Here is a 24922-nt window from a genome sequence, read left to right on the forward strand (position 1 = left end):
AGGAAACCGCCGCGTGATCCGAGGCCTGTTCCGCTTCATCTACAACGTGCTGCGCATGTTTGTGCGCCTGTTCGACCTGCTCGTGCGCGGCGTCTTCTACGCATCGCTGATCTTCGGCCTCGGCGTGCTGGTGTCGCTGTTCTTCCGGCCCGCACCCGAGGTGCTGGCCGGGTCTGCGCTGGTACTGAGCCCCGTTGGCACGCTCGTCGAGCAGACCGAACTCGAGCCGCCGCTCGCGCTGTTGCGCGCAGGTGGCGCGCCCGCTGGGCATGTGCGCCTTGCCGACCTGGTCGAGGCGGTGCGTAGCGCGCGCGACGACCACCGCATCGCGGCGCTGGTGATCGAGACGGACGAGCTCATCGGTGGCGGTCTATCCAAGCTCGCCGAGCTGCGTGCCGCGATCGCCGACTTCAAGGCCTCGGGCAAGCCAGTGCTGGCGCGCGGCGAACGCTTCACCCAGTCGCAGTACTACCTCGCCTCGGTGGCTGATGAGGTGCACCTGTCACCCGACGGCTTCGTCCTGCTGCGCGGCCTGGCACGCTACGGAACCTATTTCCGCGATGCGCTCGACCGGCTCGGCGTGAAGATGCACGTCTTCCGCGTCGGCGAATACAAGTCCTTCTCCGAGCCTTTTACCCGCAACGACATGTCCGACGAAGACCGCGAGGCCACGCGCGACCTGCTCGGCGGCCTGTGGCGCATCATGCGCGACGACATCGCCGCCAGCCGCAAGCTCCCGGCCGAGGCGGTCGATGCGCACGTCAACGACATCCGCGGCGCCCTCGCCGCTGCCGGGGGGGACGCTGCGAAGGCCGCGCTCGATGCGGGCCTGGTCGACCGCTTCAGCACTCGCGACGAATGGCGTGCGCGCCTGATCGAGGCCGTGGGCAAGGCCCCGGATGGCGAAGAGCCGCGCCGCATCGACATAGACCACTATCTGGCGGTGGTCGCCGGCCAGCAGGAGGCCTCGCCCGCGAGCGTGGCGGTGATTGTCGCCCAAGGGACCATCGTCGACGGGGCCGAACCCACGGGCGTGGTCGCTGGCGACACTTTCGCCCACTTGATCCGAGCGGCGCGCGAGAACGAGCGCATCAAGGCCGTGGTGTTGCGCATCGACAGCCCGGGCGGTAGCGCGTGGGCGTCCGAGCTGATCCGCCGCGAGCTCGAGCTCACTCGCCAGGCCGGTAAGCCGGTGATCGCGTCGATGAGCTCGGTGGCGGCCTCGGGGGGCTACTGGATCGCCTCCGGCGCCGACGAGATCTGGGCTGCGCCGGCCACGGTGACCGGCTCCATTGGCATCTTCGGACTCTTCCCCGAGTTCTCCGAGCCACTGAGGCGGCTGGGCATCGGTGTCGACGGCGTGGCCACCGCCCCGCTCGCCGGGGCGCTCGATCCCCGTCGCCCGCTCGACCCTGCAGCGGCCGAGGCCATGCAGCTCAGTATCGAGCATGGCTACCGCCGCTTCCTGGACGTCGTCGCCAAGGCCCGCAACATGACGGTGGACGAGGTCGATACCGTTGCGCGCGGGCGGGTGTGGACCGGCGAGGCCGCGCTTGGCCTGGGCCTGGTGGACAAACTTGGTGGCTTGCAGGGGGCGATCGATGCTGCGGCCGCCCGCGCCGGCCTCGCCGACTATGAGGTGGTGTGGCCCGAGGCGATCGAGTCCCTCGAACAGCGCCTGCTGCGCCGGCTGCTGCGTACCGGCGAGGATCTCGGCCTGGAGTTTGCCACCCGAGGCCTGGCGACCGGTCCGCTCGCTGGGCTGGTCGGCGAGGTGCAACGCTCCACCGCCGATCTGCTGCGCTGGAACGACCCGCGTCACCTGTATCTGCACTGCCTGTGCGAGACGCCCTGATCGGGCTGCCGTGCAGGCTTCGACCACGTCCCGTTCAATCCGCGAGGAGAATGCCTTGAAACTCACCAGCCAGAGCTTCACCGACGGCGCCCGCATCCCGGGCGAATTCGCCTTCTGCATTCCTGCAGAGGAAGGTCACGTCTGCCTCGGCGGGAACCGCAACCCGCAACTGGCGTGGAGCGACGTACCCGCCGGCACGCAGTCCTTCGTGCTCATCTGCCATGACCCCGATGTTCCGAGCAAGGGCGACGACGTGAACCAGGAGGGGCGCACGGTGCCGGCCAGCCTGCCGCGGGTGGATTTCTTCCACTGGGTGGTGGTGGATCTGCCCGCCGACCTGCGCACCATCGACGCTGGCCACTTCTCCGGTGAGGTCACGCCCGGCGGCAAGCCCGGGCCGGAGACGGCGCTCGGCGCGCGCCATGGCGTCAACGACTACACCGCCTGGTTCGCCGGCGACGATGCGATGAAGGGCGACTACCACGGCTACGACGGCCCCTGCCCGCCGTGGAATGACTCGATCATCCACCACTACGTGTTCACGCTGTACGCGCTGGACGTGCCGCGTTGCGCGGTGGAAGGTCGCTTCACCGGCCAGGACGTGCGCGCCGCGATCGCCGGCCATGTGCTCGGCGAGGCGAAGCTCACCGGCACCTACACGCTCAACCCGGCGCTCGGCGCCACGTAATGTTCGATTTCCTCCAAGGGCTTGCGTTCGGGCTGCTGGTGTCGTTCATGCCCTGGTTCATGGCCGGGCTGTACGACCCGCGGCTGGTCGTGCCCGAGGAGGTGGCCTCGCGCTGGCAGGTGATCCTGCGCTACGCGGTAGCGATGCCCACGGTGGCGATGCTGTTGCTGATGACGTCCTTCTGGGGTGGCTTCGGCGCCAGCCTCGGCGGCTGGCTCGTCGGGCTGGCCGCGGTGCCGATCGAGCTGTCCGTGGAGAAGCGCTGGCGCCGCTGGCGTGCCGCGCGTGCCGGGCGTGAACGTGCCGCCGCCCGCGAACGTCAGCGCCACGAGGTCGCCAACGCGCGCCGCGAGCGCAACCTGCTGACGCTGGACCCCGACCTCGCGCCGACCGATGCCGATGTGGTGGTGCTCCAGCTGTGGGAGGTCAAGCGCGAACTCGTTGATCTGCGCCGCCCGGACCTCGCGGTGCAGGCCGATCGCCTGTTCACCCGCTACCAGCGCGCGCTCGACGTGCTCGATGACAAGTTCGACGCGCGCGAAGTGACCTACGAGCGCGCCCGCGGGCTGGTCGGCGAGGTTGGGCGCGAGGCGGCCGCCGGGCTGGGCGCAATGGTCGAGCTGGTGCACGGCAGCGCCGGCCTGGATGCCGATTTCGTCCGTGCGCGGCTCGAAGGTGAGGCCGCGCGCCTCAACCCCACCGAGCGCGAGGCGCTGCGGCGCCGGCTGGCGATCGCCGACGAGACCGAGCGCCGGCTGGGTGAGATCGCCGCTGGCAACGAAGCCGCGCTGACCGCGCTCGATGACGTCGCGGTCGCCGTCGCCCGTATCGACACCGGCCGCAGCCAGGGTGCCGCCGCCGGCAACATGGAGCAGGCGCTGCAGGAACTGCGCCGCTTCGCCGAGCGCGCCGGCCTGTACGGCCGCAAGCCGTAGAACAAGGAATGTTGCAATGAGCCTGTCACTGCCCCCGATCGAGGACATCGCGCGCGAAACGGTTCCGCCGCAGCCTGTGGAGAGGCCCGAAGACCCCGAGCTTGCGGTCACCGCCGACGCCTTCGTGCGCGATGCCCTTGCCGCCGATGAGGCCGAACTCCAGCGCCAGCGCGAGGCGGTGGACACCATGGGCGTCGAGCTGCAGCGCCAGGCGGCGTGGCGCAGCGAGATGCTGCAGGCGCCGATCCGCAAGCTTGCCCACCAGGGCGACGAAGGCGGTCCGGTGGCGCAGGCGTTGATCGCACTGCGCGACAAGATGCAGGACCTCGACCCCGCCCGCCAGCAGCTGAGCGGCGAAGGATTGTCACGCGCGCTGTCCTTCATCCCCGGCGTCGGCAAGCCGATGCAGCGCTACTTCCAGAAGTACGAGAAGGCGCAGGACGCGCTCGACGCAATCATTCGCGACCTGCAGGCCGGCGCCGACATGCTGCGCCGCGACAACCTTACCCTCGCCGACGATCAGCAGTCGCTGCGCGCCATCCTCGCGCAGCTCGAACGCCAGGTCGAACTCGGTCGCATGATCGACCGCCGCCTGGCCCGCGAGGCCGCCTCCGCCAGCCTGCCCGCGCCGCGGCGCGCCTTCGTCGAGGAGGAGCTCCTCTTTCCGCTGCGGCAGCGCATCGTCGACCTGCAGCAACAGGTGGCGGTGAGCCAGCAAGGCGTGCTCGCGCTCGAGGTCGTCATCCGCAACAACCGCGAGCTCATCCGCGGCGTGGACCGCGCCATCAACGTCACCGTGTCGGCGCTCAACGTCGCCGTCACCGTGGCGCTCGGCCTGGCCAACCAGCGCCTGGTGCTCGACCGCGTCGCCGCGCTCAACGAGACCACCTCCGCGCTCATCGCCGGCACCGCGCAGGCGTTGCGCACCCAGGGCGTGGATATCCAGAAGCGTGCGGCCTCGACCATGCTAGACATGGGCCAGCTTGAGCAGGCCTTCGCCGACGTGATCGGTGCCATTGATGACCTGTCGCGCTACCGCCAGGACGCCCTGCCCAAGCTCGATGCCCAGATCGACCGCCTCGCCGCGCTGGCCAGCCAGGGCGAGCAGGCGATCCGCCGCATGGATGATGGCAATCGCGTCGAGCCGAAGCCCTGACAACCCGCCCCAAGCCTCCTCGCATGAACACCCGATTGCCGCACACCACCAGCCAGGACGCCTGGGTCGAGGGCCTCCACGGCCGCCTTTTCGTCCGTAGCTGGACGCCGACCGAGTCCTTGCCGGGGGCGCCCATTCTGCTGCTGCACGACTCGCTGGGGAGTGTCGAGCTCTGGCGCGGGTTTCCCGCAGCGCTGTGCAAGGCCACCGGGCGCCGGGTGGTGGCCTATGACCGCTGCGGCTTCGGCCATTCCGACCCGCATCCCGGTACGCTCGCGCTCGACTTCATCGCCCGCGAGGCGGAGGGCGACTTCGCAGCCGTCATCGACCAGCTCGGCATCGCGCGTTTCATCGTCTTTGGTCACAGCGTCGGCGGTGGAATGGCGGTGAATTGCGCCGCGCGCCACGGCGCGGCCTGCGTCGCCCTGATCACCGAATCGGCCCAGGCCTTCGTCGAGGACCGTACCGTTGCCGGGCTGGAGGATGCGCGCGCCCTGTTCAGCGACCCGGGCCAGGTTGAGCGTCTCAAGCGCTACCACGGGGACAAGGCGCGCTGGGTGCTCGACGCCTGGATCGAATCGTGGCTGCACCCGGACTTCGCGGCCTGGTCGCTGCGCGCCGTGCTGCCGCAGGTTACCTGCCCGAGCCTGGTCATTCACGGCGTCGATGACGAATACGGTTCGCCCGCTCACCCGCAGCTGATCACCGAACTCAGCGCCGGCCCGGCGCGGCTGGAGTTGATGGCCGATACGTGCCACGTCCCGCATCGTGAGCGCGAGGCGGACGTCGTCGCCATGGTCCGGTCCTTCGTCGCCACGTAGGGCTGGTTGCGGCGCTTGCAGCGAACTCATACATTCGACCAGAAGCTGTCTATCATCGTCTCCGGCCCCCGGATGCACGATAGGCGCATAAAAAATTAACACTCAGAAAGCGAAAATTATGCCAACTCCAATTTATCGCGTTGTATATGTGAGTGCAGCCTCGGAGCTGTTCAGTAAGTCGGCGTTGCTTGAGTTGCTTTCAAAGGCCCGTGAGAAGAACAATCGCCTGGGCGTGACCGGGATGCTTCTTTATAAAGACGGGGATTTCATTCAGTTGCTTGAGGGTGAGCGAACCGTCGTGCAGGCGCTGTATCAGACTATTTTAAGGGACCCTCGCCATCACGGTGCGACAATGCTTCTGGACGGCGAGGCCGATGCGCGGATGTTTTCGGACTGGTCGATGGGATTTCGAGATTTGTCTGATCCAGCCGTACAAGCGACGCCGGGATTCTCGCAGTTCATGAATAGCAGATTGATTGCAGAGAGCTTTGCCGACGATCCAACGGGCTGCCTTGGGCTGTTGGCTCTCTTCAAACCGAAATTCTAGTAGGTATCCTGAATGGCGCGCTGGCCGTGCATTACGCGCCAGACATCGATGTGATCCGGTCGTTCGATGCAGAAGACGAGGTTGGGGTAGGGCGACAGCGCCCCCGCTCGCCGACCTGCTCATCGGCGCGGGATTTCAGGCTGTTGGGCAAGGAAATATTCCTCGACGCTCCCCTCGCACGCTGCAGGGTGTTCAATCCTTCAGAAACACCTGCAGCAATTCGTTCAGAAACCGCCGCCCCTGCAGCGTCGGCTGCAGCCGTCCCGCCACCCTCTCCAGCAGCCCGCGTTCGCGCGCCTGCGCGAGCTCGTCGGCGATCGCCTCGATCGGCACGCCGGTGCGTGCTGCGAACAGCTTCGCCGGCACGCCTTCAGTGAGGCGCAGCGCGTTCATCATGAACTCGAAGGGCAACTCCGCCACCGACACCTCGCGCGCTTCCTGGATGAAGTCGCCGCGCGCCGCGCCTTCGAGGTAGCGCCCGGGGTGCTTGTGGCGCATCTCGCGGCGGATGCCCTCGTGGCTGGAGAGCTTGCCGTGGGCGCCGGGGCCGATGCCGAGGTAGTCGCCGAAGGCCCAGTAGTTGAGATTGTGGCGGCTTTGCTCGTGCGGGCGGGCGAAGGCGGAGGTCTCGTAGTGTTCGAAGCCGGCCTCGGCCAGGCGGGCTTCGATCGCCTCCTGCATGTCGGCGGCGCTGTCGTCGTCGGGCAGCGGTGGCGGGTTGTGCGCGAAGGGGGTGTTGGGCTCGAGGGTGAGGTGGTAGCAGGACAGGTGCTGCACGCCGAAGCTGATCGCGGTCTCCAGGTCGGCGAGCGCCCTGTCCAGGGTCTGGCCGGGCAGGGCATACATCAGGTCGAGGTTGACGCGCTCGAAGTGGGTGCACGCCGCGTCGATCGCACGCCGCGCATCAAGGCCGCCGTGGATGCGGCCTATCTTTGCCAGCATGGTGTCGTCGAAGCTCTGGACGCCGAGCGACAGGCGATTGACGCCGGCGGCGCGGTAGTCGCGGAAGCGTTCGGCTTCCACTGTTCCGGGGTTGGCTTCCAGGGTGATCTCGGCGAGCGGGTCGAGCGGCAACAGCATGCGGATGCCGGTGAGCAGGCCGTCGAGTGTCTGCGCCGACATCAGGCTGGGCGTGCCGCCGCCGATGAAGACGCCGTGCACCCGTCGGCCCCACACCTGGGGCAGGGCGTGCTGCAGGTCGGCGAGCACTGCGTCCAGCCAGGCCTGTTCGGGGATGCCGCCCTCGCGTGGAGCGTGCGAGTTGAAGTCGCAGTAGGGACACTTCTTCACGCACCAGGGGAAATGCACGTACAAGGACAGCGGCGGCGGTGCCTCGAGTTGTGGGCGTTCGGGCAGCGGCAGGGCGCGCGCCGGCGTGGTGAGTGGCGTCAGCGGGATGGTGCGGCGGGTGGTCACGGCGGCGGGGTCAGAGCGGATGTGCGGCAAGGCGGTCGAGCAGGTGGCGCATGGCGGCGCCACGGTGGCTGAGGGTGTTCTTGAGCGCGGAGTCGAGTTCGGCAGCGGTCTGCTCCAGTTCGGGGACCCAGAACAGTGGGTCGTAGCCGAAGCCGCCCTCGCCGCGCGCGGCGGTGAGGATCTCGCCATGCCATTCACCGTCGGCGATGAGCGGGCGTGGGTCTTCGGCGTGGCGCACCAGCACCACCGCCGAGTAGAAGTAGGCGCGGCGCTGGGCGGGCTCGGTGAGATGGGCGAGCTTGTCCAGCAGCAGGGCGTTGTTGCGCGCGTCCGACTTGGGCTCGCCGGCGAAGCGGGCGGAGATCACGCCCGGCGCGCCGCCGAGCGCCTCGACGCACAGGCCGGAGTCGTCCGCCACCGCGGGCAGGCCGGTGGTGGACGCGGCGTGGCGGGCCTTGGCGAGTGCGTTCTCGACGAAGCTGGGGTGCGGCTCTTCGGCCTCGCCCACGCCGAACACGGACTGCGGGACGACCTCGATGCCGAGCGGGGCGAGCAGGGCCTGCATCTCTGCGGCCTTCTTGGCGTTGTTGCTTGCGAGGACGAGTCGTTTGCTCATGCGATGGTGCTCCTGGCGCGAGGGGGTCAGGCCTTGGGGATGGCGGCGTGCAGCACCGCGCGCTGCAGTTCGAAAAGCTGACGCCCGCCGCGTTCGGCGAGGTCGAGCAGGGCGTTGAGTTCGGTGCGCGAGAAGGCCGCGCCTTCGGCGGTGCCCTGGACTTCGATCAGGCCGCCGCTCTCGGTCATCACCACGTTCATGTCGGTGTCGCAGTCGGAGTCCTCGGCGTAGTCGAGGTCGAGCACGGGCACACCCTGGTGGATGCCCACCGACACTGCGGCGACGAGCTCGCGCATCGGGTTGTGGGCGAGCTTGCCGGCGGTGATCAGGCCGACGAGCGCGTCATGTACGGCTACACAGGCGCCGGTGATGGCGGCGGTGCGGGTGCCCCCGTCGGCCTGCAGCACGTCGCAGTCGACGACGATCTGACGCTCACCTAGCGCGACCAGGTCAACCACTGCGCGCAGGCTGCGACCGATCAGGCGCTGGATCTCCTGGGTGCGCCCGCTCTGCTTGCCCTTGGCGGCCTCGCGCGCGCTGCGGGTGTGGGTGGCGCGCGGCAGCATGCCATATTCGGCGGTTACCCAGCCCTGGCCCTTGCCGCGCAGGAAGGGGGGCAAGCTCTCTTCGACGCTGGCGGTGCACAGCACGCGTGTGGCGCCGAACTCGACCAGCACCGAGCCTTCGGCGTGGCAGGTGAAACCGCGGGTGAGGCGGACGTCGCGGAGCTGGTCGGGGTGTCGCTGGCTGGGTCGCATGGGGATTCCTGTCAATTCTGGTCGAACTTGCGGATGGTTTCGTTGATCTCGCGGATGGCGCGCTCGATCTCGTCCTCGTCGAGATCGGCGCCGCCGTTGCTGGCGCTGCCCGAGCCGAGGCGGGTGCTGAACATGTCCATCTCCATGGTGCGCGTGGAAATTGCGTCTACCGTTGCCGGGCCGAGGTTGTTCTCGTCGTGCCAGCACATCGCCACCATGGAGAGATTGTCTGCACTCGGGCCAGCGATATGCTCAGCCTGGTCCATGAGCTGAGGTGCAGCCTGACCGAGCGGGCCATTGGTGAGCCCGGTGACGAGGCGGTCGTCCCCCACGGGCCCCCACACGCCGTCGCTGCACAGGGCGATGATGTCGCCATCGCACAGTGGCGTGCGCGGCGAGTGCTCGACCTGGGGCTGGTGCGTGCCGCCCAGACAGGAGTAGACCCGATTGCGGCCCGGGTGGTGCTGTGCGTCCTCGGGGCGCAGCAAACCCTGATCCACGAGCATCTGCGTGCGCGAATGGTCGCGCGTGCGTGTGACCATGTGGCCGCGGCGCAGCAGGTACAGCCGGGAGTCGCCCGCGTGCGCCCAAAATGCCGCACCGTGCTGGATCACGCAGGCGACGATGGTGGTCCGGGGCGCCTCGGCCAGGCCGCGATCGAGCGTATGGTCAAGGATGGCATGGTGCGCGTTGGTGAGCGCCCGTGACAGGAACAGCGAGGGGTCGGCGAGCATGGGCCGCGCTTCGCGCTGGAAGGCGAGCGCGATGTGCTGTACCGCGACGTGGGCGGCCAGCTCGCCGTGCTGGTGTCCGCCCATGCCGTCGGCTACCACCAGCAGCAGCGCATCGCGCGAATAGCAGTGCGCGATGCGGTCCTGGTTGTTGCTGCGCTGGCCGACTCGGCTTTCCTGATAGATGGTGAAGCGCATGGTTACACGGCCTCAGTTGCGGGCGATGAAGGACTTCAGGCGGCTGCCGAGGTCCGAAAACCACTTCTCCGGCCGGTCCGCTCCGCGTTGACGGTGAACCAGTGCCTTCTGCAGCGCATATACGCTTTGCGGGCGTTTGAGCGGATCAAGCAGCAAGGTCCAGTCGATCAGTTCGAGCAGCTGGTTCTGGTAGCGGCCCGCGTGGGTGCGGACCAGGGGCTGCAAGGTGTCGTGCTGGGTACGCTCGTCGGCGCGCGGCGGGGCGCTGCCGGTGACGCAGGCGTACAGGCTGGCACCCACGCTGTAAATGTCGGTCCAGGGGCCGAGTTGGGCGCCCTTCTCGTACTGCTCGGGCGCGGCGTAGCCCGGCGTGTACATCGGCTTGAGGACGGGCTGGTCGGTGAGCAGGGTCTGGCGGGCGGCGCCGAAATCGAGCAGAACCGGGGTGCCGTCGGTGCGCAGGTAGATGTTCGAAGGCTTGATGTCCAGGTGCAGCAGCTTGTGCGAATGCACCTCGCGCAGGCCGTTAAGCATGCGCGCGAACACCGCGCGAAGCATGCCTTCCTTGATCTCGCCGCGGTGCTTCTGGATGTACTCGTGCAGCGTGCGGCCGCGCTCGAACTGCATGACCATGTACACCGTGCCGTTGGCGCGGAAGAAGTTGAGCACGCGTACGACGTTGGGGTGCATCAGCTTGGCGAGGGCGCGGCCTTCCTCGAAGAAGCACTTCATGCCGTAGCGGAAGGCCGCGCGGTGCTCCTCCGGGACCTGCGGTTCGGTCTCGCCTTCCTTGCGCAGCGCAAGGGAGTTGGGTAGGTATTCCTTGATCGCGACCGGGGTGCCTTCGGTGTCGTAGGCGAGGTAGACGATGGAAAACCCGCCCAGCGACAGTTGTCGCTCGATGCGGTACTGGTCGAGCTGGAAGCCCTGTGGCAGCGCGCAATTGGCTTGAGGCGGCATCTTCGGGGGCGCTAGAATCGGAACCTTCGCGGTTTCATTTCACAGAGGAACGCCCAGTTTAATCGATGGGGCGGTGTTCCCGGAGCGCTTCAATGGTCCAAAGCATGACAGGTTTCGCGGTTCAGACGCGAGACTTGGGCAGTATCAGCCTTCATCTCGAGCTGCGCAGCGTCAATTCGCGTTATCTCGACCTGGGATTCCGCATCGTAGACGATCTGCGTGCGGCCGAGCCGGCCATTCGCGAGCGGATCACGGCCCGCCTCGGGCGCGGCAAGGTCGAGTGCAGGCTCAATCTCCAGGCCGGGCACAGTGCGCCGCGCAGCATGGCGCTCAATGCCGCGCTCCTCGATCAACTGGCCGAGGCCCAGGCGACCCTGCGCGCGCGCTTCGCCGACGCCGCGCCGCTCAGCGTAAACGAACTGCTGCGCTGGCCTGGCATGCTCGCTGACGACAGCCTCGGCTTCGACGAGATGCTGCCGGCGATCGTCCAACTCGTCGAAGCCGCGCTCGACGACATGGTGGCGACGCGTCGTCGCGAAGGCGAGAAGCTCGCTGACATGATCCGTGAGCGGGTGGCGCGCATGCGCGAGCTGGTCGCCCAGGCGACGCCGCGCATGCCGGCCGTGGTCGCCGAATACCAGGAGCGCCTCACCGCACGACTGCGCGACGCGGTCGCCAGCCTGGACGAGGAGCGTGTCCGCCAGGAGGTCGCGCTCTACGCCCAGCGTATCGATGTCGATGAGGAGCTGACCCGGCTTGCGACGCATCTCGACGAGGTTGAGCGCATCCTCAAGGCTGGCGGCGCAGCCGGCAAACGGCTCGACTTCCTGATGCAGGAACTGAACCGCGAAGCCAACACCCTGGCCTCCAAATCGCCTGCGACCGACATCACCGGCATCGCCATGGAGATGAAGGTGCTCATCGAGCAGATGCGCGAGCAGGTGCAGAACCTGGAGTGAGCGCTCGCGCTCCAGCCAGACCGCGCCGCACAGCGCGCGCGGGCGACCGCCCTAAGCCAAACGAGGACACGCACCATGCCGGGAACCCTCTTCATCGTCACCGCACCGTCGGGCGCCGGCAAGACCACGCTGGTGCGCGGCCTGCTGCAGCGCGATCGACGCGTGCAGCTGTCCATCTCCTACACCACGCGCGCACCGCGGCCGGGCGAGCACGATGGGCGCGAGTATCACTTCGTGGATGTGCCGACCTTCCGCAGCCTGCGCGATCGCGGGGAGTTCCTCGAGTGGGCCGAGGTGCACGGAAACTACTACGCCACGTCGAAGGTCTGGTTGAAGGAGCAGATCGCGGCGGGGCGTGACACCTTGCTCGAGATCGACTGGCAGGGAGCGCAACAGGTTCGCAAGCATTTCACCGATGCGGTGGGCGTGTTCATCATGCCGCCGTCGATGGAGGCGCTCGAGTCCCGCCTGCGCGGGCGTAACACCGACAGCGACGAGGTCATCAGCCGCCGCCTGCTCGGTGCGCGCGGAGAGATGCGCCATGTCGCCGAATTCGACTACGTTATAATCAACGACGAAATCGATGCCGCGCTCGACGATCTGGTCGCCGTAGTGCGCGCTGCGCGTTTGCGTTATGCGAACCAGCATTTGCGGCATCCCGAATATTTCGCCTTTCTCGAACAGGACTGAACATGGCCCGCATCACCGTAGAAGACTGCCTGAAGAAGATTCCGAACCGCTTCCAGCTCACGCTGGCGGCGACCTACCGTGCCCGCCAGCTCACCGCCGGCGGCACGCCGCAGATCGAGCTCGACCCGCAGGACAAGGACAAACCCACCGTCGTCGCACTGCGTGAAGTGGCGGCAGGCAAGGTCGGCCTCGAGATGCTCAACCGCGGTCAGGCCTGATTCCGCCCGGGGGTTGCATGAAAGCCGCAGACGCGAGCCCAGCCCCCCAATCCTTCCGCCCGCCGGTGTCGAGCGTGCTCGCGCTCGACTTCCAGCAACTCAAGGCCAAGCTGCAGACCTACCTCAAGCCCGAGGACGTTGGCCGGGTCGAAGCGGCCTATCATTTTTCCGCCGATGCCCATGCCGGGCAGTTCCGCGTCAGCGGTGAGCCCTATGTCAGCCACCCGGTGGCGGTGTGCTCGCTGGTGGCGGACTGGCACCTCGACTCGCAGGCGCTGATTGCGGCGCTCCTCCACGACGTGATGGAGGACACGCACATCAGCAAGGCCGAGATCGCCGAACGCTTCGGCAAGATCGCCGCCGAACTGGTCGATGGGCTCTCCAAGCTCGACAAGATCGAGTTTCGCTCGCACGAGGAGGCGCAGGCGGAGAACTTCCGCAAGATGCTGCTGGCGATGGCGAGCGATCTGCGCGTCATCCTCATCAAGCTCGCCGACCGCCTGCACAACATGCGCACGCTGGACCACATGCGTCCGGCCAAGCGTCGCCGCATCGCCAACGAGACGCTCGAGATCTATGCGCCGATCGCCAACCGGCTCGGCCTCAACGACCTCTTCCGCGAACTCCAGGAACTGTCGTTCCAGAACAAGTACCCGCTGCGCTACGAGGTGCTCGCCAAGGCGATCCGCGCCGCACGCGGCAACCGCCGAGAAGTGGTAGGCAAGATCCTCTCCAGCATCGAGGAGCGCCTCGCGCAGTGGGGCATCGCCGCGGAAGTGCAGGGGCGCGAGAAGCACCTCTATGGCATCTACCGCAAGATGGTCGAGAAGCACCTGTCCTTCTCGCAGGTGCTCGACATCTACGGCTTCCGCGTCATCGTCAATGATGTGCCCAGCTGCTATCTGGCGCTGGGCGCGCTGCACTCGATGTACAAGCCGGTGCCGGGCAAGTTCAAGGACTACCTGGCGATCCCCAAGGCAAACGGTTACCAGAGCCTGCACACGACACTGATCGGCCCCTTCGGCATGCCGGTCGAGGTGCAGATCCGCAACCGCGAGATGCACCACATCGCAGAGACCGGCGTGGCCTCGCACTGGCTGTACAAGGAAGACGAGAAAACCCTCACCGAACTGCAGCAGAAGACGCACTCCTGGCTGCAGTCCCTGCTCGAGTTGCAGTCCACGTCGGGCGAGGCCACCGAATTCCTCGAGCACGTAAAGATCGACCTGTTCCCGGGCGAGGTATACGTGTTCTCGCCGATGGGCAAGATCTTCTCCATGCCCAAGGGCTCGACCCCGGTCGACTTCGCCTACGCGGTGCACACCGACGTGGGCAACCGCTGCGTGGCCTGTCGCGTCAACGGCGACCTCATGCCCCTGCGCAGCGAGTTGCGCAACGGAGACCAGGTCGAGATCATCACCGCAGCGCATGCCAACCCCAACCCGGCCTGGCTGGCCTATGCCCGTACCGGCAAGGCGCGCGCGCAGATCCGCCATTTCCTTAAGAACGCGCAGCAGGACGAGGCGGTTGCGCTTGGCGAGCGCCTGCTCAACCAGGCGCTGCGTCCGCATGGGCTTACGCTGGGGCAGATTTCCACCTTTGCCTGGGACCGCTTCCTGCGCGACCGGGGCGTACGGCACAAGCGTGACCTGTTCTCCGATCTCGGTCTGGGCAAGCGCCTGCCTGCGATCATCGCCCGCCGCCTTGCCGAGGCGCAGGACATGGAGTCGGGGCGCCCGGACGTCGTCAAGCCCAAGCCCGCCGGGGCGATCACCATCCGTGGTTCGGAAGGGGTGGCTGTTCAGCTGGCGCGCTGCTGCCATCCGATCCCGGGAGATCCCATCATCGGCACCCTGCGCAAGGGGCAGGGCCTTGAGGTGCATACGCACGACTGCCCCAATGTGGCGCGCCTGCGTGGCGACCGTGGACGCTGGGTCGATGTCGAATGGGAGCACTTGACCGACGACCGCCTGTTCGACGTCGGCATCCGGGTGCTCAGCCGCAATGCGCGTGGTGTGCTCGCGCGCGTGGCCAACGCCATCGCCGAGGAAGACTGCAATATCCAGGGCGTGTCCATGGAAAGCGAGCAGGGCGACTACACGGCGCTGAGCTTTACCGTCCAGGTTCGCGACCGCATGCACCTGGCGCGGGTGATGCGCGAGGTGCGGCGGCTGCCGGATGTGGTGCGAATCGGTAGGGTGAAGGGCGACGGTCGCGTGGGCTGATCCTGCGCGAGCGTCCCCGTCGGCTGTTTCAGCCGCTGACCACGACCCGGTTGCGTCCCTGATTCTTTGCCCGGTACAAGGCCTCGTCGGCGCGGAGCAGGGCGTGTTCGTCGCTTTCACCCGGCTGGGCCAGATAGGCCCCGATGCTGAGCGTGATTGGCCGGCCATTGGCCAGGCTCAATGTGTGCTCGGCCTCGGCGCGTATGCGTTCGCTCAACGTGACCAGCGCCGTACGATCGCAGGGCGTCAGCAGCACCAGGAACTCGTCGCCACCCCAACGCGCCGCACTGTCGTAGGGGCGGATCTGGCTACGCAGGAGCTGGGCGACGCTGGTCAGCGCACGATCACCCTCTGCATGGCCCAGCATGTCGTTGATCTGCTTGAAGTGGTCGACGTCGATCCAGATGATGCCGAGCGCGCTGTGCTGGCGAGCGCTGCGGCTAAGCTCTTCGACGATCAGCTCGGTCATGCCGCGCCGGTTGGTCAGGCCGGTGAGGTCGTCGATGCGCGCAAGGCGGTTGAGCGCCTCGGTCCTTTCCTGCACCCGGTGTTCGAGCTCGGCGTGGGTGCTGCGAACCGCGTTGGCCATGGCCTCAAAATGCTGGATCAGCTTGCCGACCTCGCCCTTGCCCGAGGGAAGGGCGACGGGGTCCGGGTCGCCGTCGCGTACCTGCAGGATTGCGCGCTCGAGTGCGCCGATGGGTCTGAAGATCAGGCGGGTCATGCTCAGATGCACGATGGCCAGCGTTACCAGCAGCGCAGCGCTGAAGGCGAGCGCCGCCACGTTCAGGCTGCTGACCGGCATCAGTACGTCGAGGTCGAGCAGCGTGATCTCGAACCAGTCGAGCTCGGGAAGGTAGGCGATCCCCGCCAGATTGCGCTCGCCACCCACCTTGACGAAGTGGCTCAGGACGGTCATGGGCAGGGCTCCACTTGCGCGCAGCTGCGCCATCATCGCACGCAGCTGTGCGCGGTCCTCCTCGCGCTCGAGGAGCCGGTCCACCGTCTTCTTCTCTGCTGCCTGCTTGACGATGCTGGCGTAGTCGATCAGCTCACGGTCGCGGAAGAGCTGGATGGCCCCGCTATGATCGACAAAGAGCGTGCTGACGCCCGGAGGCGAGACGTCGATCACATCGCGGATGAAGCCGTCGAGCTCCAGGCCCGTACCGACCACGCCGAGAATGTGGCCGTCATCGCCGCGGATCAGCACATCGATCCAGAGTTTGGTGACGCCGAGCGGGACGTCCGGATTGATGTTGAGGTGAAAGTCGCGCTGTTCGCGGATCAGGGTGAAGAACCAGGCGTCGGCCGGCTCGCTCTCCTTGAGGTGGTAGCGCAGCGGCGCCTCCCCGAATTCGTTGGCCGCATTATTGTGGTAGTAAGCCCCCGTTTTGCGCAGGGCGACGAAATAGCTACGGTCCTGGAAGTTGTTGCGGAAGCTCTCCATCTCCGCCAGAGCCTCGGTGTATAGCGCGACATCGTCCGGATTCTGCGCCCAGCGGCGCAGCACCTGTGAGTGCGCCATCTGGCGGGCAAGCGCAATCTCACGCCCGATCGGCTGCAGCAGGCGCGCGCTGTCGTAGCGCACCTGGGTCTCGGCCAGGCGGACGCCCCAGTGCTCGATGATGCGCTCGGCCGCGCGCTGGAACAACGCGAAGGCTACGGCTGACGCTGTCAGCATGAGCAGCGCGGTAAGCAGCAGGAATCGGGTTCTCAGGTTCATGTATGCGAAGTCTGTGGCGTGACGGGCGCTGTTGGATCCGGCCAGGTCCGTGAGGCGTGGCGCTGGAGCATGCTGTCCGCGTGGCGGCGCAGTATGCGCTGGGTCGAATATAACTAGCCTATCATCAAGCCGGTATCCCGTGCCCTGCCTTCTGCGTGCTGCTAAAATCGCGGTCCAACCTCGAGGACCCGATCATGGCGATGTACGAATCCGAGCACACCAAATTCATGCGCGAATGGATGGAGAAGCATCCCGAAGAGCGCGCAGAGCAGAAGACGGGCCGTGCCTTGTGGTGGGACAAGCCGCAGAGCGTCGAGGAGCAGGAGCGCCTGGCGGCCGCGCGTGTGCCGGTGAAGTCGTACTATTACGACGCCAACCACTGAGCCGCGGCCTGAAGGATTCGCTTGCGGCTGTTCGATTCCGTCTGCGGCCCTGACGCATGAGTCTGCCGCGGCGATTCGCCATCATCGATGTCGAGAGCACCGGTGCGCATCCGGTGCGCGACCGCATCACCGAGATCGCCATCCTGCGCGTGGAGGACGGAGAGGTGCGTGCGCGCTGGGAAAGCCTGATCGCGCCCGGCCAGCCGATTCCGCCACTGATCGAGGAAGTCACCGGTATCTCCGATGCCATGGTCGCCGATGCGCCGACCTTTGATACGGTGGCGGACAAGGTTGCAGGACTACTCGAGGGCTGCGTCTTTGTCGCCCATAGTGCACGCTTCGATTTTGGCTTCATCAAGAACGCGTTTGAGCGCATCGGTCGGAGCTTCGACGCCGAGGTGCTGTGCACGGTGAAGCTCTCGCGCGCGCTATACCCACAGCATCACAAGCACGGACTGGACGCACTCATCGAGCGTCACGGGCTGGTGTGTACGATCCGCCATCGTGCGATGGGCGATGTGGATGTGCTGTGGCAGTTCGTCCGTCAGGTGCAGGCGGCGTTTCCGGAGGAGATCCTCGCGCGTGCAGTGGCGCGAGCCATGAAGGCGCCTGCCCAGCCGCCGGGGCTGGCCGAAGGCGAGTTGGAGGCCATACCCGACGTGCCCGGGCTGTACCTGTTCTACGCCGAGCCTGAAGCCATGGCCGGGCGGCGCGAGGTGCCGCTGTTCGTGGGACGTGCGCAGAGCCTGCGCGCACGGGTGCGCGAGCATTTCGGTGCGGCGGCGCGCAAGGGTCGGGACGCGGAACTGGCTGCGCGGGTGCGTCGCGTCGAGTGGGTCGAGACGGCCGGCGAGCTCGACACGTCGCTGCGCGAAGCAGCTCTGCTGCGCAATTTCCAGCCCCGCTTCAACCGCCCGCATGAGCCCGCGGATGGCGCTTTTGCGCTTCGCCTGCTGCCCAACCGGAAGCGTCCGCCGATCTTCGAGGCCGTGCCGGTGGCCGGCACGGATCCGGCCGCATGGAGTGGTCAATATGGTGTGTTCCGCAATCGGCGCGAAGCGGACAATGTGCTGCGCGAGCTTGCGATGCTGTACCGCCTGTGCCCGCAAAGGCTGGGCCTGGAGGGCGGGACGGGGCCGTGTTCCGCGCACGGGTCCCGGCGCTGTGCGGGCGTTTGTGCACGGCGTGAAAGCGCCGCCGAGCACGACGCGCGCCTGGCAGGTGCCCTCGAAGGGGTCGGGCCGAGGGCTTGGCCGTGGGGTGGAGCAGTGGCGGTCGAGGAGACGCATGCAGTGAGCGGGCGGCACCGACTTCAGTTGTTCGACCGCTGGTGCCACTTGGGCAGCGTGGATGCCGAAGCGGGCGAAGTCGCACTACGCGAGCGCGCTGTCACCACGCCGCGCTGCTTCGATGTCGACCTGTGGCGCATGTTTGCTCGCTGGCTCGCCGTGCCGGCACACCTGGCTCAGGTCCGGCCGCTCGAGCCGTCCGCGGTGGCGCGCTGAGGCGTGCTGTGCTCCAGATTGTCGTTCAGTGTGCCGCGCAGTCGCGCAGCGCCGACAACTTGTTGAGGACCATGCTGCGTCGACCGCGCTGCTGGATCATGCCGTCGCGCGCGAGCTGGGCGAGGATGCGCGAGAGGGTCTCCGGGGTCAGGTTAAGCTGCGCGGCGATGGTCTGCTTGTCGGTGTCGAGCCGGATCTCGCAGCACTCAGCGTCGTCCGGGGCCAGCCGGGTCAGGTAGTGCGCTACCCGTTGTGTGCCGCTGAGCTGGAACTGAACCTGCATCGTGGACATGAGGTCGTAGCTCGCAGCGGCGAGATGAGCCGCCATGGACACCGAGAAGGCCGTCGAGGTCACCATCGCCTCTCTCAGCGATGCGGTAGGTACGAGCAGAAGCTCGCTTGTGCACATGGCCTGGGCGTTGGCGAGGTGTGGACGGTTGAGCAACGCCGCCTCCTCGCCGAAAAAGCTGCCCGGCTCAGCGAGGCGAACAATCTTCTCGCCACCGGACGGTGACAGGATGAAGCATTTCACTCTGCCGGAAAGCACGATGTGGATGCCGCGCGGACAGGACTCCTGTTGGGTGAGCAGTTCGCCGCGCGCAGCATGAATCGGGCGTGTCGCGGCCTGGATGCGGGCGCGCTCCTGGCTGTCGAGCATGTTGAAGGGCGCGCAGCGTGCGAGAAGGTCGGTCGTGTCGATGTAGGGGACGGTCTGTGCCATGCGGGTCTCCTGCGGACGGCTACGAACTCTCTGTAGATTAGACGACCATCGCTTGCGTGTACGTCAAATGCGATTGGTATAAAAGCAGAGCGTGATGTAATGCATACCTCTTTGGAGGTATGTATATGTAAAGTCAAGACTATGAATAATTGGCGTTTATACAATTTGGCAGGCGCATGAGCCGGCCTGAACAGGTGAAAGGGGTATGTCTACAGCGCCAGCAAAAAGGGTCGTATGCCACTGCGCGAAGGTCCCGTCCTGTACCGGCCGTCGTTCCATGGACGCTGGAGGCCTCGCCTGATGCTCCGCTGCAGAAGCGTGCTGATCCTCGACGACCACCCCTTGTTCAGGCAGGGCATGGTGCAACTCCTTCATCAGGCTCCTGACATGCATGTCGCGGCCGAGGCCGCCGGCAGTACGGACAGCCTGAACCTTGCCTTGTCTCTGGATCCGGATCTCGTCCTGCTCGACCTCGCGATGCGGGAACTGAGCGGTCTCGAGGCCCTGCGGGCCATGCGCGCAGCGCGACTGAGGGCGAAGGTCGTAATCGTTACCGCCTCGGACTCGGGTGAGGACGTGGTTGCGGCCCTGCGCTGCGGAGTGGACGGTTACCTGCTGAAGGACATGGCGCCGGAAGCCATGCTTGAGGCGCTGCGGGCGATAGTTGAGGGGCGGGTGGTGATTCCCGAGCAGTTGAATCAGCTTCTCGTTGCCGCGCTGCGCAGCGAATCGCGCCCGCAGTCGCCCGAGGCTGCGGGTCTCACCGAGCAGGAAACGCGTATCCTCGAGAAAATCGCCACGGGCCTGTCCAACAAGGAGATCGGCCGCGAACTCGACATCACCGAGGGCACAGTGAAGGTGCATGTGAAGCACATCCTGCGCAAGCTGGCATTGCGTTCGCGCGTGGAGGCGGCGGTGTGGGCCGTGGAGCGGATGCGGGTGTGAGGCCATGTTCCCGCTCCCCGCAGGGCCGGCAGGATGGCGCGACCGGCCACGCCTGTGGTTCAATCCGTCCCCATGCTCGAAGTCGCTGATCTCGCCTGCCTGAAGGGTGACCGCCTGCTGTTTCGCGAACTCGCCTTCCGCCTGCAGGCGGGCGGGTTGCTGCGCGTCGCCGGTCCCAACGGCGTCGGCAAGACCAGTCTGTTGCGACTGGTGACCGGGCTCGCAATGCCTGAGGCGGGGGAGGTGTGCTGGCGTGGCGCTTCGATCCGCCGCGAGCGAGAGGCCTTTCATGGCGAGTTGCTCTATCTCGGACATGCGCCCGCGCTCAACGACCTGCTGACTCCGCTCGAGAACCTCCGCTTTGCCTGTGCCGCATCGGGTGACCGGGTCGAAGCGCAGGCCTGCATCGACGCGCTGGTGCGCATCGGGCTGGAGGACCAGCTCGACCTGCCCGCTCGCGTGCTGTCTCAAGGCCAGCGCCGGCGCGTGGGGCTGGCGCGACTCTTTCTGTCCGCCCGCCGTCCGCTGTGGGTGCTCGACGAGCCCTTCACCGCACTCGACGTCCATGCGGTGGCCGACCTTGCCGCGACGCTTTCGGATCACTGCACTGCGGGTGGCATGGTGATGCTCACCACGCATCAGGATGCGCCCTTCGCGCGCCCGCCCGAGGTGCTCGACGTGGGGGCCTTCGCATGCTGAGCACCTTCTTTGCGGTGCTGCGCCGCGACCTACTGCTCGCCTGGCGCGGCCGTGCCGACGTGCTGGTGACGCTGGCCTTCTTCGTCATCGTGGTGTGTTTGTTTCCCTTCGGCGTGGGCGCCGAGCCCAACCAGCTGCGCGCGATTGCGCCGGGCGTGCTGTGGGTTGCTGCACTGCTCGCCTGCTTGCTGTCGCTGCACCGGCTGTTCGCCCAGGACTACGTGGACGGAACTCTGGAGCAACTTCTCCTGTCCAGGGAACCGGCTGCCCTGTGGGTGATGGCCAAGGTGTTGGCTTTCTGGGTCAGCACTGGGCTGCCGGTGGTGGCGGTGGCGCCGGGCATGGCTTTGCTGCTTGACCTGGAGCAAGGCGGTTTGCCAGTGCTGGTACTAAGTTTGGCGCTCGGTACGCCGATCCTCGCACTGCTGGGTGCGGTGGGCGCGGCGCTGACCCTGGGCCTGCGTGGCGGCGGCATGTTGCTGGCGTTGCTGGTGCTGCCGCTGTTTGTGCCAGTGCTGATCTTCGGCGCTGGGGCGGTTGAGGCGGAGCTTTCCGGTACGGGCGCGGCGGCACACCTGCTGCTCTTGGGAGGTGGACTTGCGGGTGCGCTGGCACTGGCACCGCTAGCCTGTGCCGCTGCATTGAGAATATCGACCGATTGACGACTGGGTCGGGGCGCCGAGGCGGCCCGACCGACCGAGTGAGCGAAGCATCCGAGCATGACAAGACCCGAACGCGGCCGCAGCCTCTGGCGCTTCGCCGCGCCGCAACACTTTTATCCCCTCGCGGGCCGTCTCGCGCCTTGGTTCGCTGCGCTCGCGGTGGCGCTCACGCTCGTGGGTCTGTGGCTGGGGTTCTTCGTCGCTCCCACCGATGCGACGCAGGGGCAGGTTTATCGCGTCATCTTCATCCACGTGCCGGCGGCCTGGATGTCCATGTTTATCTACCTGATCATGGCCTTCTGGTCGGCGGTGGGGCTGATCATGAACACGCGGTTGTCCTTCGTGATGAGCCAGGCGCTGGCGCCCACCGGGGCCATGTTCTGCTTCGTCGCGTTATGGACGGGAGCGCTGTGGGGCAAGCCCACCTGGGGCGCGTACTGGGTGTGGGACGCGCGACTTACCTCGCAGTTGCTGCTGCTCTTCCTTTATTTCGGCTTCATCGCGCTCACGCGTGCCATCGAGGACCCGCGCCGCGGCGACCGCGCTGGCGCCATCATCGCCCTGGTCGGTGCGGTGAACGTGCCGATCATCTATTTCTCGGTGCAGTGGTGGAACACCCTGCACCAGGGCGCCTCGGTGAGCCTGAACAAGGCGCCGTCGATGGCCGCGACCATGCTTGCCGGCATGCTGGTGATGGCGATCGCTTCGTGGATGTACACGATCGCGGTGGTGCTGTGGCGGGTGCGGCCGATGATCCTCGAGCGTGAGCGCCACACCGAATGGGTGGCGACCGAGCTCGACAGGCTGGCGCCGGCCGGTGCCCTCAACAGCGGAGGACGTGCCTGATGCAGTGGCAGTGGGAGAGCTGGTCCGCGTTCTGGGACATGGATGGCGCCGCCTTTTTCGTCTGGGGCAGCTATGGCGTCACTTTTGCTTTGATCGCGCTGGAACTCGTGCTCGTGTTCCAGCGTCGGAAGGACACGGTTCGCCGCCTGCTGCGCTGGCGGCGTGCGGTCGGCAAGGATTCAGCAAAGCGTAACGGCGAAGGCCTCGTGCCCGCCATGGAGTCGGAACAATGAAAGCTCGTAGCAAGCGTCTGATGCTCGTGGGTGGAGGCGTCGCACTGCTCGTCGCCGCGGTGGCCCTCGTGCTGAGCGCCTTCCAGCAGAACCTGGTGTTCTTCCATACGCCGTCCGAGGTTGCCGAAGGCAAGGCGCCGGTGGGCAAGACCTTCCGTATCGGCGGCATGGTCGAGGATGGCTCGATCGCACGCGAGGCCGATGGCGTCACGGTGCGGTTCGCCATCACCGACACTGCCAAGGTCATCCCGGTGACCTACAAGGGCACGCTCCCCGACCTCTTCAAGGAGGGCAAGGGCGCCGTGGTGCAGGGCAAGCTCGAGGCCGGCGTGTTCCGCGCCAGCGAGGTGCTCGCCAAGCACGACGAGAACTACATGCCGCCCGAAGCTGCGCACGCCGTGGAGCAGGCGCAGAAAGCCGCACAGACGCTGAGCCAGTGACATGATTCCCGAACTCGGACATTTCGCCCTCATCCTCGCGCTGGTGCTCTCGCTGGTGCAGGCGGTGGTGCCGCTGGTCGGCGCGCATCGCAACAGCATGGCCCTGATGGCTGTCGGTCGCCCGGCAGCGCAGGGCCAGTTCTTCTTCATCGTCTTCAGCTACGTCTGCCTGACCTGGGCCTTCATCACCAGCGACTTCTCGGTCCAGCTTGCGGCGACCAACTCGCACAGCGCCACGCCGCTGATGTACAAGATCACCGGCGTGTGGGGCAACCACGAGGGTTCGCTGCTGCTGTGGGCGATGTCGCTGGCGCTGTGGACGGTGGCGGTGACGGTGTTCTCACGCCACCTGCCCGAAGCCTTCATGGCGCGCGTGCTCGGCGTGCTCGGCTGGGTCAGCGCGGGCTTCATCTCCTTCACGCTGGTCACCTCCAACCCCTTCGACCGCCTGCTCCCGGGTGCGGGCGAGGGGCGCGACCTCAACCCGCTGCTGCAGGACCCGGGGATGATCATCCACCCGCCGCTGCTCTACATGGGCTACGTCGGCTTCTCGGTGGCTTTCGCGTTCGCGATCGCGGCGCTGCTCTCGGGCCGGCTCGACGCCGCCTGGGCGCGCTGGTCGCGGCCGTGGACCACGATCGCGTGGGTGTTCCTCACCGCCGGCATCGCGGTCGGTTCCGGCTGGGCCTACTACGAGCTCGGCTGGGGTGGCTGGTGGTTCTGGGATCCGGTGGAGAACGCTTCCTTCATGCCCTGGCTGCTCGGCACCGCGCTGATGCACTCGCTCGCCGTCACCGAAAAGCGCGGGGCCTTCCGCAGCTGGACGGTGCTGCTGGCGATCGGCGCCTTCTCGCTGTCGCTGCTCGGCACCTTCCTTGTCCGTTCGGGCGTCATCACCAGCGTGCATGCCTTCGCAACCGACCCCAAGCGTGGCCTCTATATCCTCGCGTTGCTGGTGATCGTGATTGGCTTTTCGCTGCTGCTGTACGCGATGCGCGCGAACAAACTGACCGGCGGTGGCAGCTTCGCCCTGGTGTCGCGAGAGACCTCGCTGCTGGCGAACAACGTGCTGCTCACAGTGGCCTCGGCATCGGTGCTGCTCGGCACGCTCTATCCGCTCTTCCTTGACGCGCTCAACCTCGGCAAGATCTCGGTCGGCCCACCCTATTTCGAGGCGGTGTTCGTGCCGCTGATGACACCGGTGGTGGTGCTGATGATGTTCGGCCCCTTCCTGCGGTGGAAGGACGACGACCTGCTTGCTGCCGTGCGCAAGGTGGCGCCGGCATTCATCGCCAGCGTGATCATCGGCGTCGGCACGGCGGTGGCGGTGGATCATCTGACCTGGCGCACGGCGCTTGGCCTGTCGCTTGCGGCCTGGGTCGTGCTTGCCAGCCTCCAGTTGCTCGCGCGCCGGCTCAAGGACCGCGCCGGCGCATCCGCCGGGGTGCGCCTGCGCTTGATCACCGCGTCGTGGTGGGGCATGTGGCTGGCGCACCTGGGTGTGGGCGTGTTCATCATCGGCGTGACGATGGTCGGCAGCCTGGATCGTCACATCGACGTGAAGATGCTCGAAGGCCAGCATGCCGAACTTGCTGGCTATACCTTCGTTTTCCGCGGCGCCGAGGAGATCGAGGGGCCGAACTACACCGCCGCGCGCGGGCGGATCGAGCTGGTGCGAGACGGCGAGGTCATGGACACCCTGACGCCTGAAAAGCGCCTGTACTGGGCGCAGGGCATGCCGATGACCGAGGCCTCGCTCAACATTGGTCCCTTCCGCGACGTCTATGTCTCGCTCGGCGAGCAGCTCGAGGACGGCGCCTGGATCGTCAGCCTCTACTACAAGCCCTTCATCAGCTGGATCTGGCTGGGCTGCGTGCTGATGGGTCTGGGCGGGATCTTCGCCGCCGCGGACGTCCGCTACCGTCGCCTTGCCGCGCGTGATGCAGGGGCGGTTGCGGGACAACGCGTTGCGGCCTCGGCCTGAGCGCGATT

26 protein-coding genes are annotated in these 24922 nt (G+C 66.8%); 19 read left to right on the plus strand and 7 right to left on the minus strand.

From position 1 onward, the window contains the following. Nucleotides 1-13 precede the first annotated feature (13 nt). The 6 genes from sppA (at nucleotide 14) to ACUH78_RS03835 (ending at nucleotide 6002) form a co-directional block, all read left to right on the plus strand. Nucleotides 14-1855, plus strand: a complete 1842-nt coding sequence (gene sppA / locus ACUH78_RS03810) for a signal peptide peptidase SppA (RefSeq protein WP_418364041.1) — start codon at nucleotides 14-16, stop codon at nucleotides 1853-1855. Between the two features lie 55 nt (nucleotides 1856-1910). After that, on the plus strand, nucleotides 1911-2543 hold the full coding sequence (locus tag ACUH78_RS03815; protein WP_418364040.1) for a YbhB/YbcL family Raf kinase inhibitor-like protein: 633 nt from the start codon (nucleotides 1911-1913) through the stop codon (nucleotides 2541-2543). After that, nucleotides 2543-3478, plus strand: a complete 936-nt coding sequence (locus ACUH78_RS03820; RefSeq protein ID WP_418364039.1) for a cobyrinic acid a,c-diamide synthase — start codon at nucleotides 2543-2545, stop codon at nucleotides 3476-3478. The genes ACUH78_RS03815 and ACUH78_RS03820 overlap by 1 nt, the downstream gene beginning before the upstream one ends. A gap of 16 nt (nucleotides 3479-3494) precedes the next feature. Then, nucleotides 3495-4634, plus strand: a complete 1140-nt coding sequence (locus ACUH78_RS03825) for a toxic anion resistance protein (RefSeq protein WP_418364038.1) — start codon at nucleotides 3495-3497, stop codon at nucleotides 4632-4634. Between the two features lie 23 nt (nucleotides 4635-4657). After that, entirely contained in the window at nucleotides 4658-5455 is a 798-nt protein-coding gene (locus ACUH78_RS03830) for an alpha/beta fold hydrolase (protein ID WP_418364037.1), read from the plus strand. A 118-nt stretch (nucleotides 5456-5573) separates the two neighbouring features. Continuing rightward, nucleotides 5574-6002 (plus strand): BLUF domain-containing protein, encoded by a 429-nt coding sequence (locus ACUH78_RS03835; RefSeq protein WP_418364036.1) that lies wholly within the window; start codon nucleotides 5574-5576, stop codon nucleotides 6000-6002. 192 nt (nucleotides 6003-6194) lie between these two features. On the opposite strand, the gene hemW is transcribed toward ACUH78_RS03835, so the two are convergent. Genes hemW through ACUH78_RS03860 form a run of 5 tightly spaced genes read right to left on the minus strand, consistent with a single transcriptional unit; the run spans nucleotide 6195 to nucleotide 10681 of the window. Beyond that, a complete protein-coding gene (gene hemW, locus ACUH78_RS03840) occupies nucleotides 6195-7418 on the minus strand; it encodes a radical SAM family heme chaperone HemW (protein WP_418364035.1) in 1224 nt (407 codons plus the stop codon). A gap of 10 nt (nucleotides 7419-7428) precedes the next feature. Continuing rightward, nucleotides 7429-8034 carry an RdgB/HAM1 family non-canonical purine NTP pyrophosphatase gene (gene rdgB / locus ACUH78_RS03845; protein ID WP_418364034.1) on the minus strand — a complete coding sequence of 202 codons (606 nt, stop codon included), beginning with the start codon at nucleotides 8032-8034 and terminating at the stop codon, nucleotides 7429-7431. Between the two features lie 26 nt (nucleotides 8035-8060). Then, nucleotides 8061-8792: a ribonuclease PH gene (rph, locus tag ACUH78_RS03850; protein WP_418364033.1), complete on the minus strand. Its 732-nt coding sequence runs from the start codon at nucleotides 8790-8792 to the stop codon at nucleotides 8061-8063. 11 nt (nucleotides 8793-8803) lie between these two features. Continuing rightward, complete coding sequence (locus ACUH78_RS03855; RefSeq protein ID WP_418364032.1) at nucleotides 8804-9721, minus strand: PP2C family protein-serine/threonine phosphatase; 918 nt, start codon at nucleotides 9719-9721, stop codon at nucleotides 8804-8806. A 12-nt stretch (nucleotides 9722-9733) separates the two neighbouring features. After that, complete coding sequence (locus tag ACUH78_RS03860; RefSeq protein WP_418364031.1) at nucleotides 9734-10681, minus strand: serine/threonine protein kinase; 948 nt, start codon at nucleotides 10679-10681, stop codon at nucleotides 9734-9736. 92 nt (nucleotides 10682-10773) lie between these two features. Here ACUH78_RS03860 and ACUH78_RS03865 point away from each other — a divergent pair, with 92 nt between their 5' ends. The 4 genes from ACUH78_RS03865 to ACUH78_RS03880 all read left to right on the plus strand — a co-directional run bounded on the left by ACUH78_RS03865 (nucleotide 10774) and on the right by ACUH78_RS03880 (nucleotide 14773). Beyond that, on the plus strand, nucleotides 10774-11640 hold the full coding sequence (locus ACUH78_RS03865; RefSeq protein WP_418364030.1) for a YicC/YloC family endoribonuclease: 867 nt from the start codon (nucleotides 10774-10776) through the stop codon (nucleotides 11638-11640). A gap of 75 nt (nucleotides 11641-11715) precedes the next feature. After that, nucleotides 11716-12330, plus strand: a complete 615-nt coding sequence (gmk, locus tag ACUH78_RS03870) for a guanylate kinase (RefSeq protein WP_418364029.1) — start codon at nucleotides 11716-11718, stop codon at nucleotides 12328-12330. 2 nt (nucleotides 12331-12332) lie between these two features. Next, on the plus strand, nucleotides 12333-12548 hold the full coding sequence (gene rpoZ / locus ACUH78_RS03875; protein ID WP_418364028.1) for a DNA-directed RNA polymerase subunit omega: 216 nt from the start codon (nucleotides 12333-12335) through the stop codon (nucleotides 12546-12548). A 17-nt stretch (nucleotides 12549-12565) separates the two neighbouring features. Beyond that, nucleotides 12566-14773 carry a RelA/SpoT family protein gene (locus tag ACUH78_RS03880; protein ID WP_418364027.1) on the plus strand — a complete coding sequence of 736 codons (2208 nt, stop codon included), beginning with the start codon at nucleotides 12566-12568 and terminating at the stop codon, nucleotides 14771-14773. 28 nt (nucleotides 14774-14801) lie between these two features. Here ACUH78_RS03880 and ACUH78_RS03885 read toward each other — a convergent pair whose 3' ends face one another. Next, nucleotides 14802-16496 (minus strand): GGDEF domain-containing protein, encoded by a 1695-nt coding sequence (locus ACUH78_RS03885; protein WP_418364026.1) that lies wholly within the window; start codon nucleotides 16494-16496, stop codon nucleotides 14802-14804. Nucleotides 16497-16690: 194 nt separating this feature from the next. On the opposite strand from ACUH78_RS03885, the gene ACUH78_RS03890 reads away from it, so the two are divergent. Both ACUH78_RS03890 and ACUH78_RS03895 read left to right on the plus strand, forming a co-directional pair. After that, on the plus strand, nucleotides 16691-16879 hold the full coding sequence (locus ACUH78_RS03890) for a DUF3460 family protein (RefSeq protein ID WP_418364025.1): 189 nt from the start codon (nucleotides 16691-16693) through the stop codon (nucleotides 16877-16879). A 56-nt stretch (nucleotides 16880-16935) separates the two neighbouring features. Further along, nucleotides 16936-18384, plus strand: a complete 1449-nt coding sequence (locus tag ACUH78_RS03895) for an exonuclease domain-containing protein (protein ID WP_418364024.1) — start codon at nucleotides 16936-16938, stop codon at nucleotides 18382-18384. Nucleotides 18385-18409: 25 nt separating this feature from the next. Here ACUH78_RS03895 and ACUH78_RS03900 read toward each other — a convergent pair whose 3' ends face one another. Beyond that, nucleotides 18410-19105, minus strand: coding sequence for a Crp/Fnr family transcriptional regulator (locus ACUH78_RS03900; RefSeq protein ID WP_418364023.1), 696 nt, complete (start codon nucleotides 19103-19105; stop codon nucleotides 18410-18412). Nucleotides 19106-19405: 300 nt separating this feature from the next. On the opposite strand from ACUH78_RS03900, the gene narL reads away from it, so the two are divergent. The 7 genes from narL to ACUH78_RS03935 all read left to right on the plus strand — a co-directional run bounded on the left by narL (nucleotide 19406) and on the right by ACUH78_RS03935 (nucleotide 24914). After that, nucleotides 19406-20050 (plus strand): two-component system response regulator NarL, encoded by a 645-nt coding sequence (narL, locus tag ACUH78_RS03905; RefSeq protein ID WP_418364022.1) that lies wholly within the window; start codon nucleotides 19406-19408, stop codon nucleotides 20048-20050. A 72-nt stretch (nucleotides 20051-20122) separates the two neighbouring features. Further along, nucleotides 20123-20749, plus strand: coding sequence for a cytochrome c biogenesis heme-transporting ATPase CcmA (gene ccmA, locus ACUH78_RS03910; RefSeq protein WP_418364021.1), 627 nt, complete (start codon nucleotides 20123-20125; stop codon nucleotides 20747-20749). Next, nucleotides 20743-21411, plus strand: a complete 669-nt coding sequence (gene ccmB, locus ACUH78_RS03915) for a heme exporter protein CcmB (protein ID WP_418364020.1) — start codon at nucleotides 20743-20745, stop codon at nucleotides 21409-21411. Before ccmA ends, ccmB begins: the two co-directional genes overlap by 7 nt. A gap of 57 nt (nucleotides 21412-21468) precedes the next feature. Then, nucleotides 21469-22257: a heme ABC transporter permease CcmC gene (gene ccmC, locus ACUH78_RS03920; protein WP_418364019.1), complete on the plus strand. Its 789-nt coding sequence runs from the start codon at nucleotides 21469-21471 to the stop codon at nucleotides 22255-22257. Beyond that, nucleotides 22257-22490, plus strand: a complete 234-nt coding sequence (gene ccmD / locus ACUH78_RS03925) for a heme exporter protein CcmD (protein ID WP_418364018.1) — start codon at nucleotides 22257-22259, stop codon at nucleotides 22488-22490. Before ccmC ends, ccmD begins: the two co-directional genes overlap by 1 nt. Beyond that, a complete protein-coding gene (gene ccmE, locus ACUH78_RS03930) occupies nucleotides 22487-22930 on the plus strand; it encodes a cytochrome c maturation protein CcmE (protein ID WP_418364017.1) in 444 nt (147 codons plus the stop codon). The genes ccmD and ccmE overlap by 4 nt, the downstream gene beginning before the upstream one ends. Nucleotide 22931: 1 nt before the next feature. After that, nucleotides 22932-24914, plus strand: coding sequence for a heme lyase CcmF/NrfE family subunit (locus tag ACUH78_RS03935; RefSeq protein ID WP_418364016.1), 1983 nt, complete (start codon nucleotides 22932-22934; stop codon nucleotides 24912-24914). The last annotated feature ends 8 nt before the right edge of the window (nucleotides 24915-24922 follow it).

It is taken from the genome of Thauera sp. ZXT1-4 (assembly GCF_052598215.2).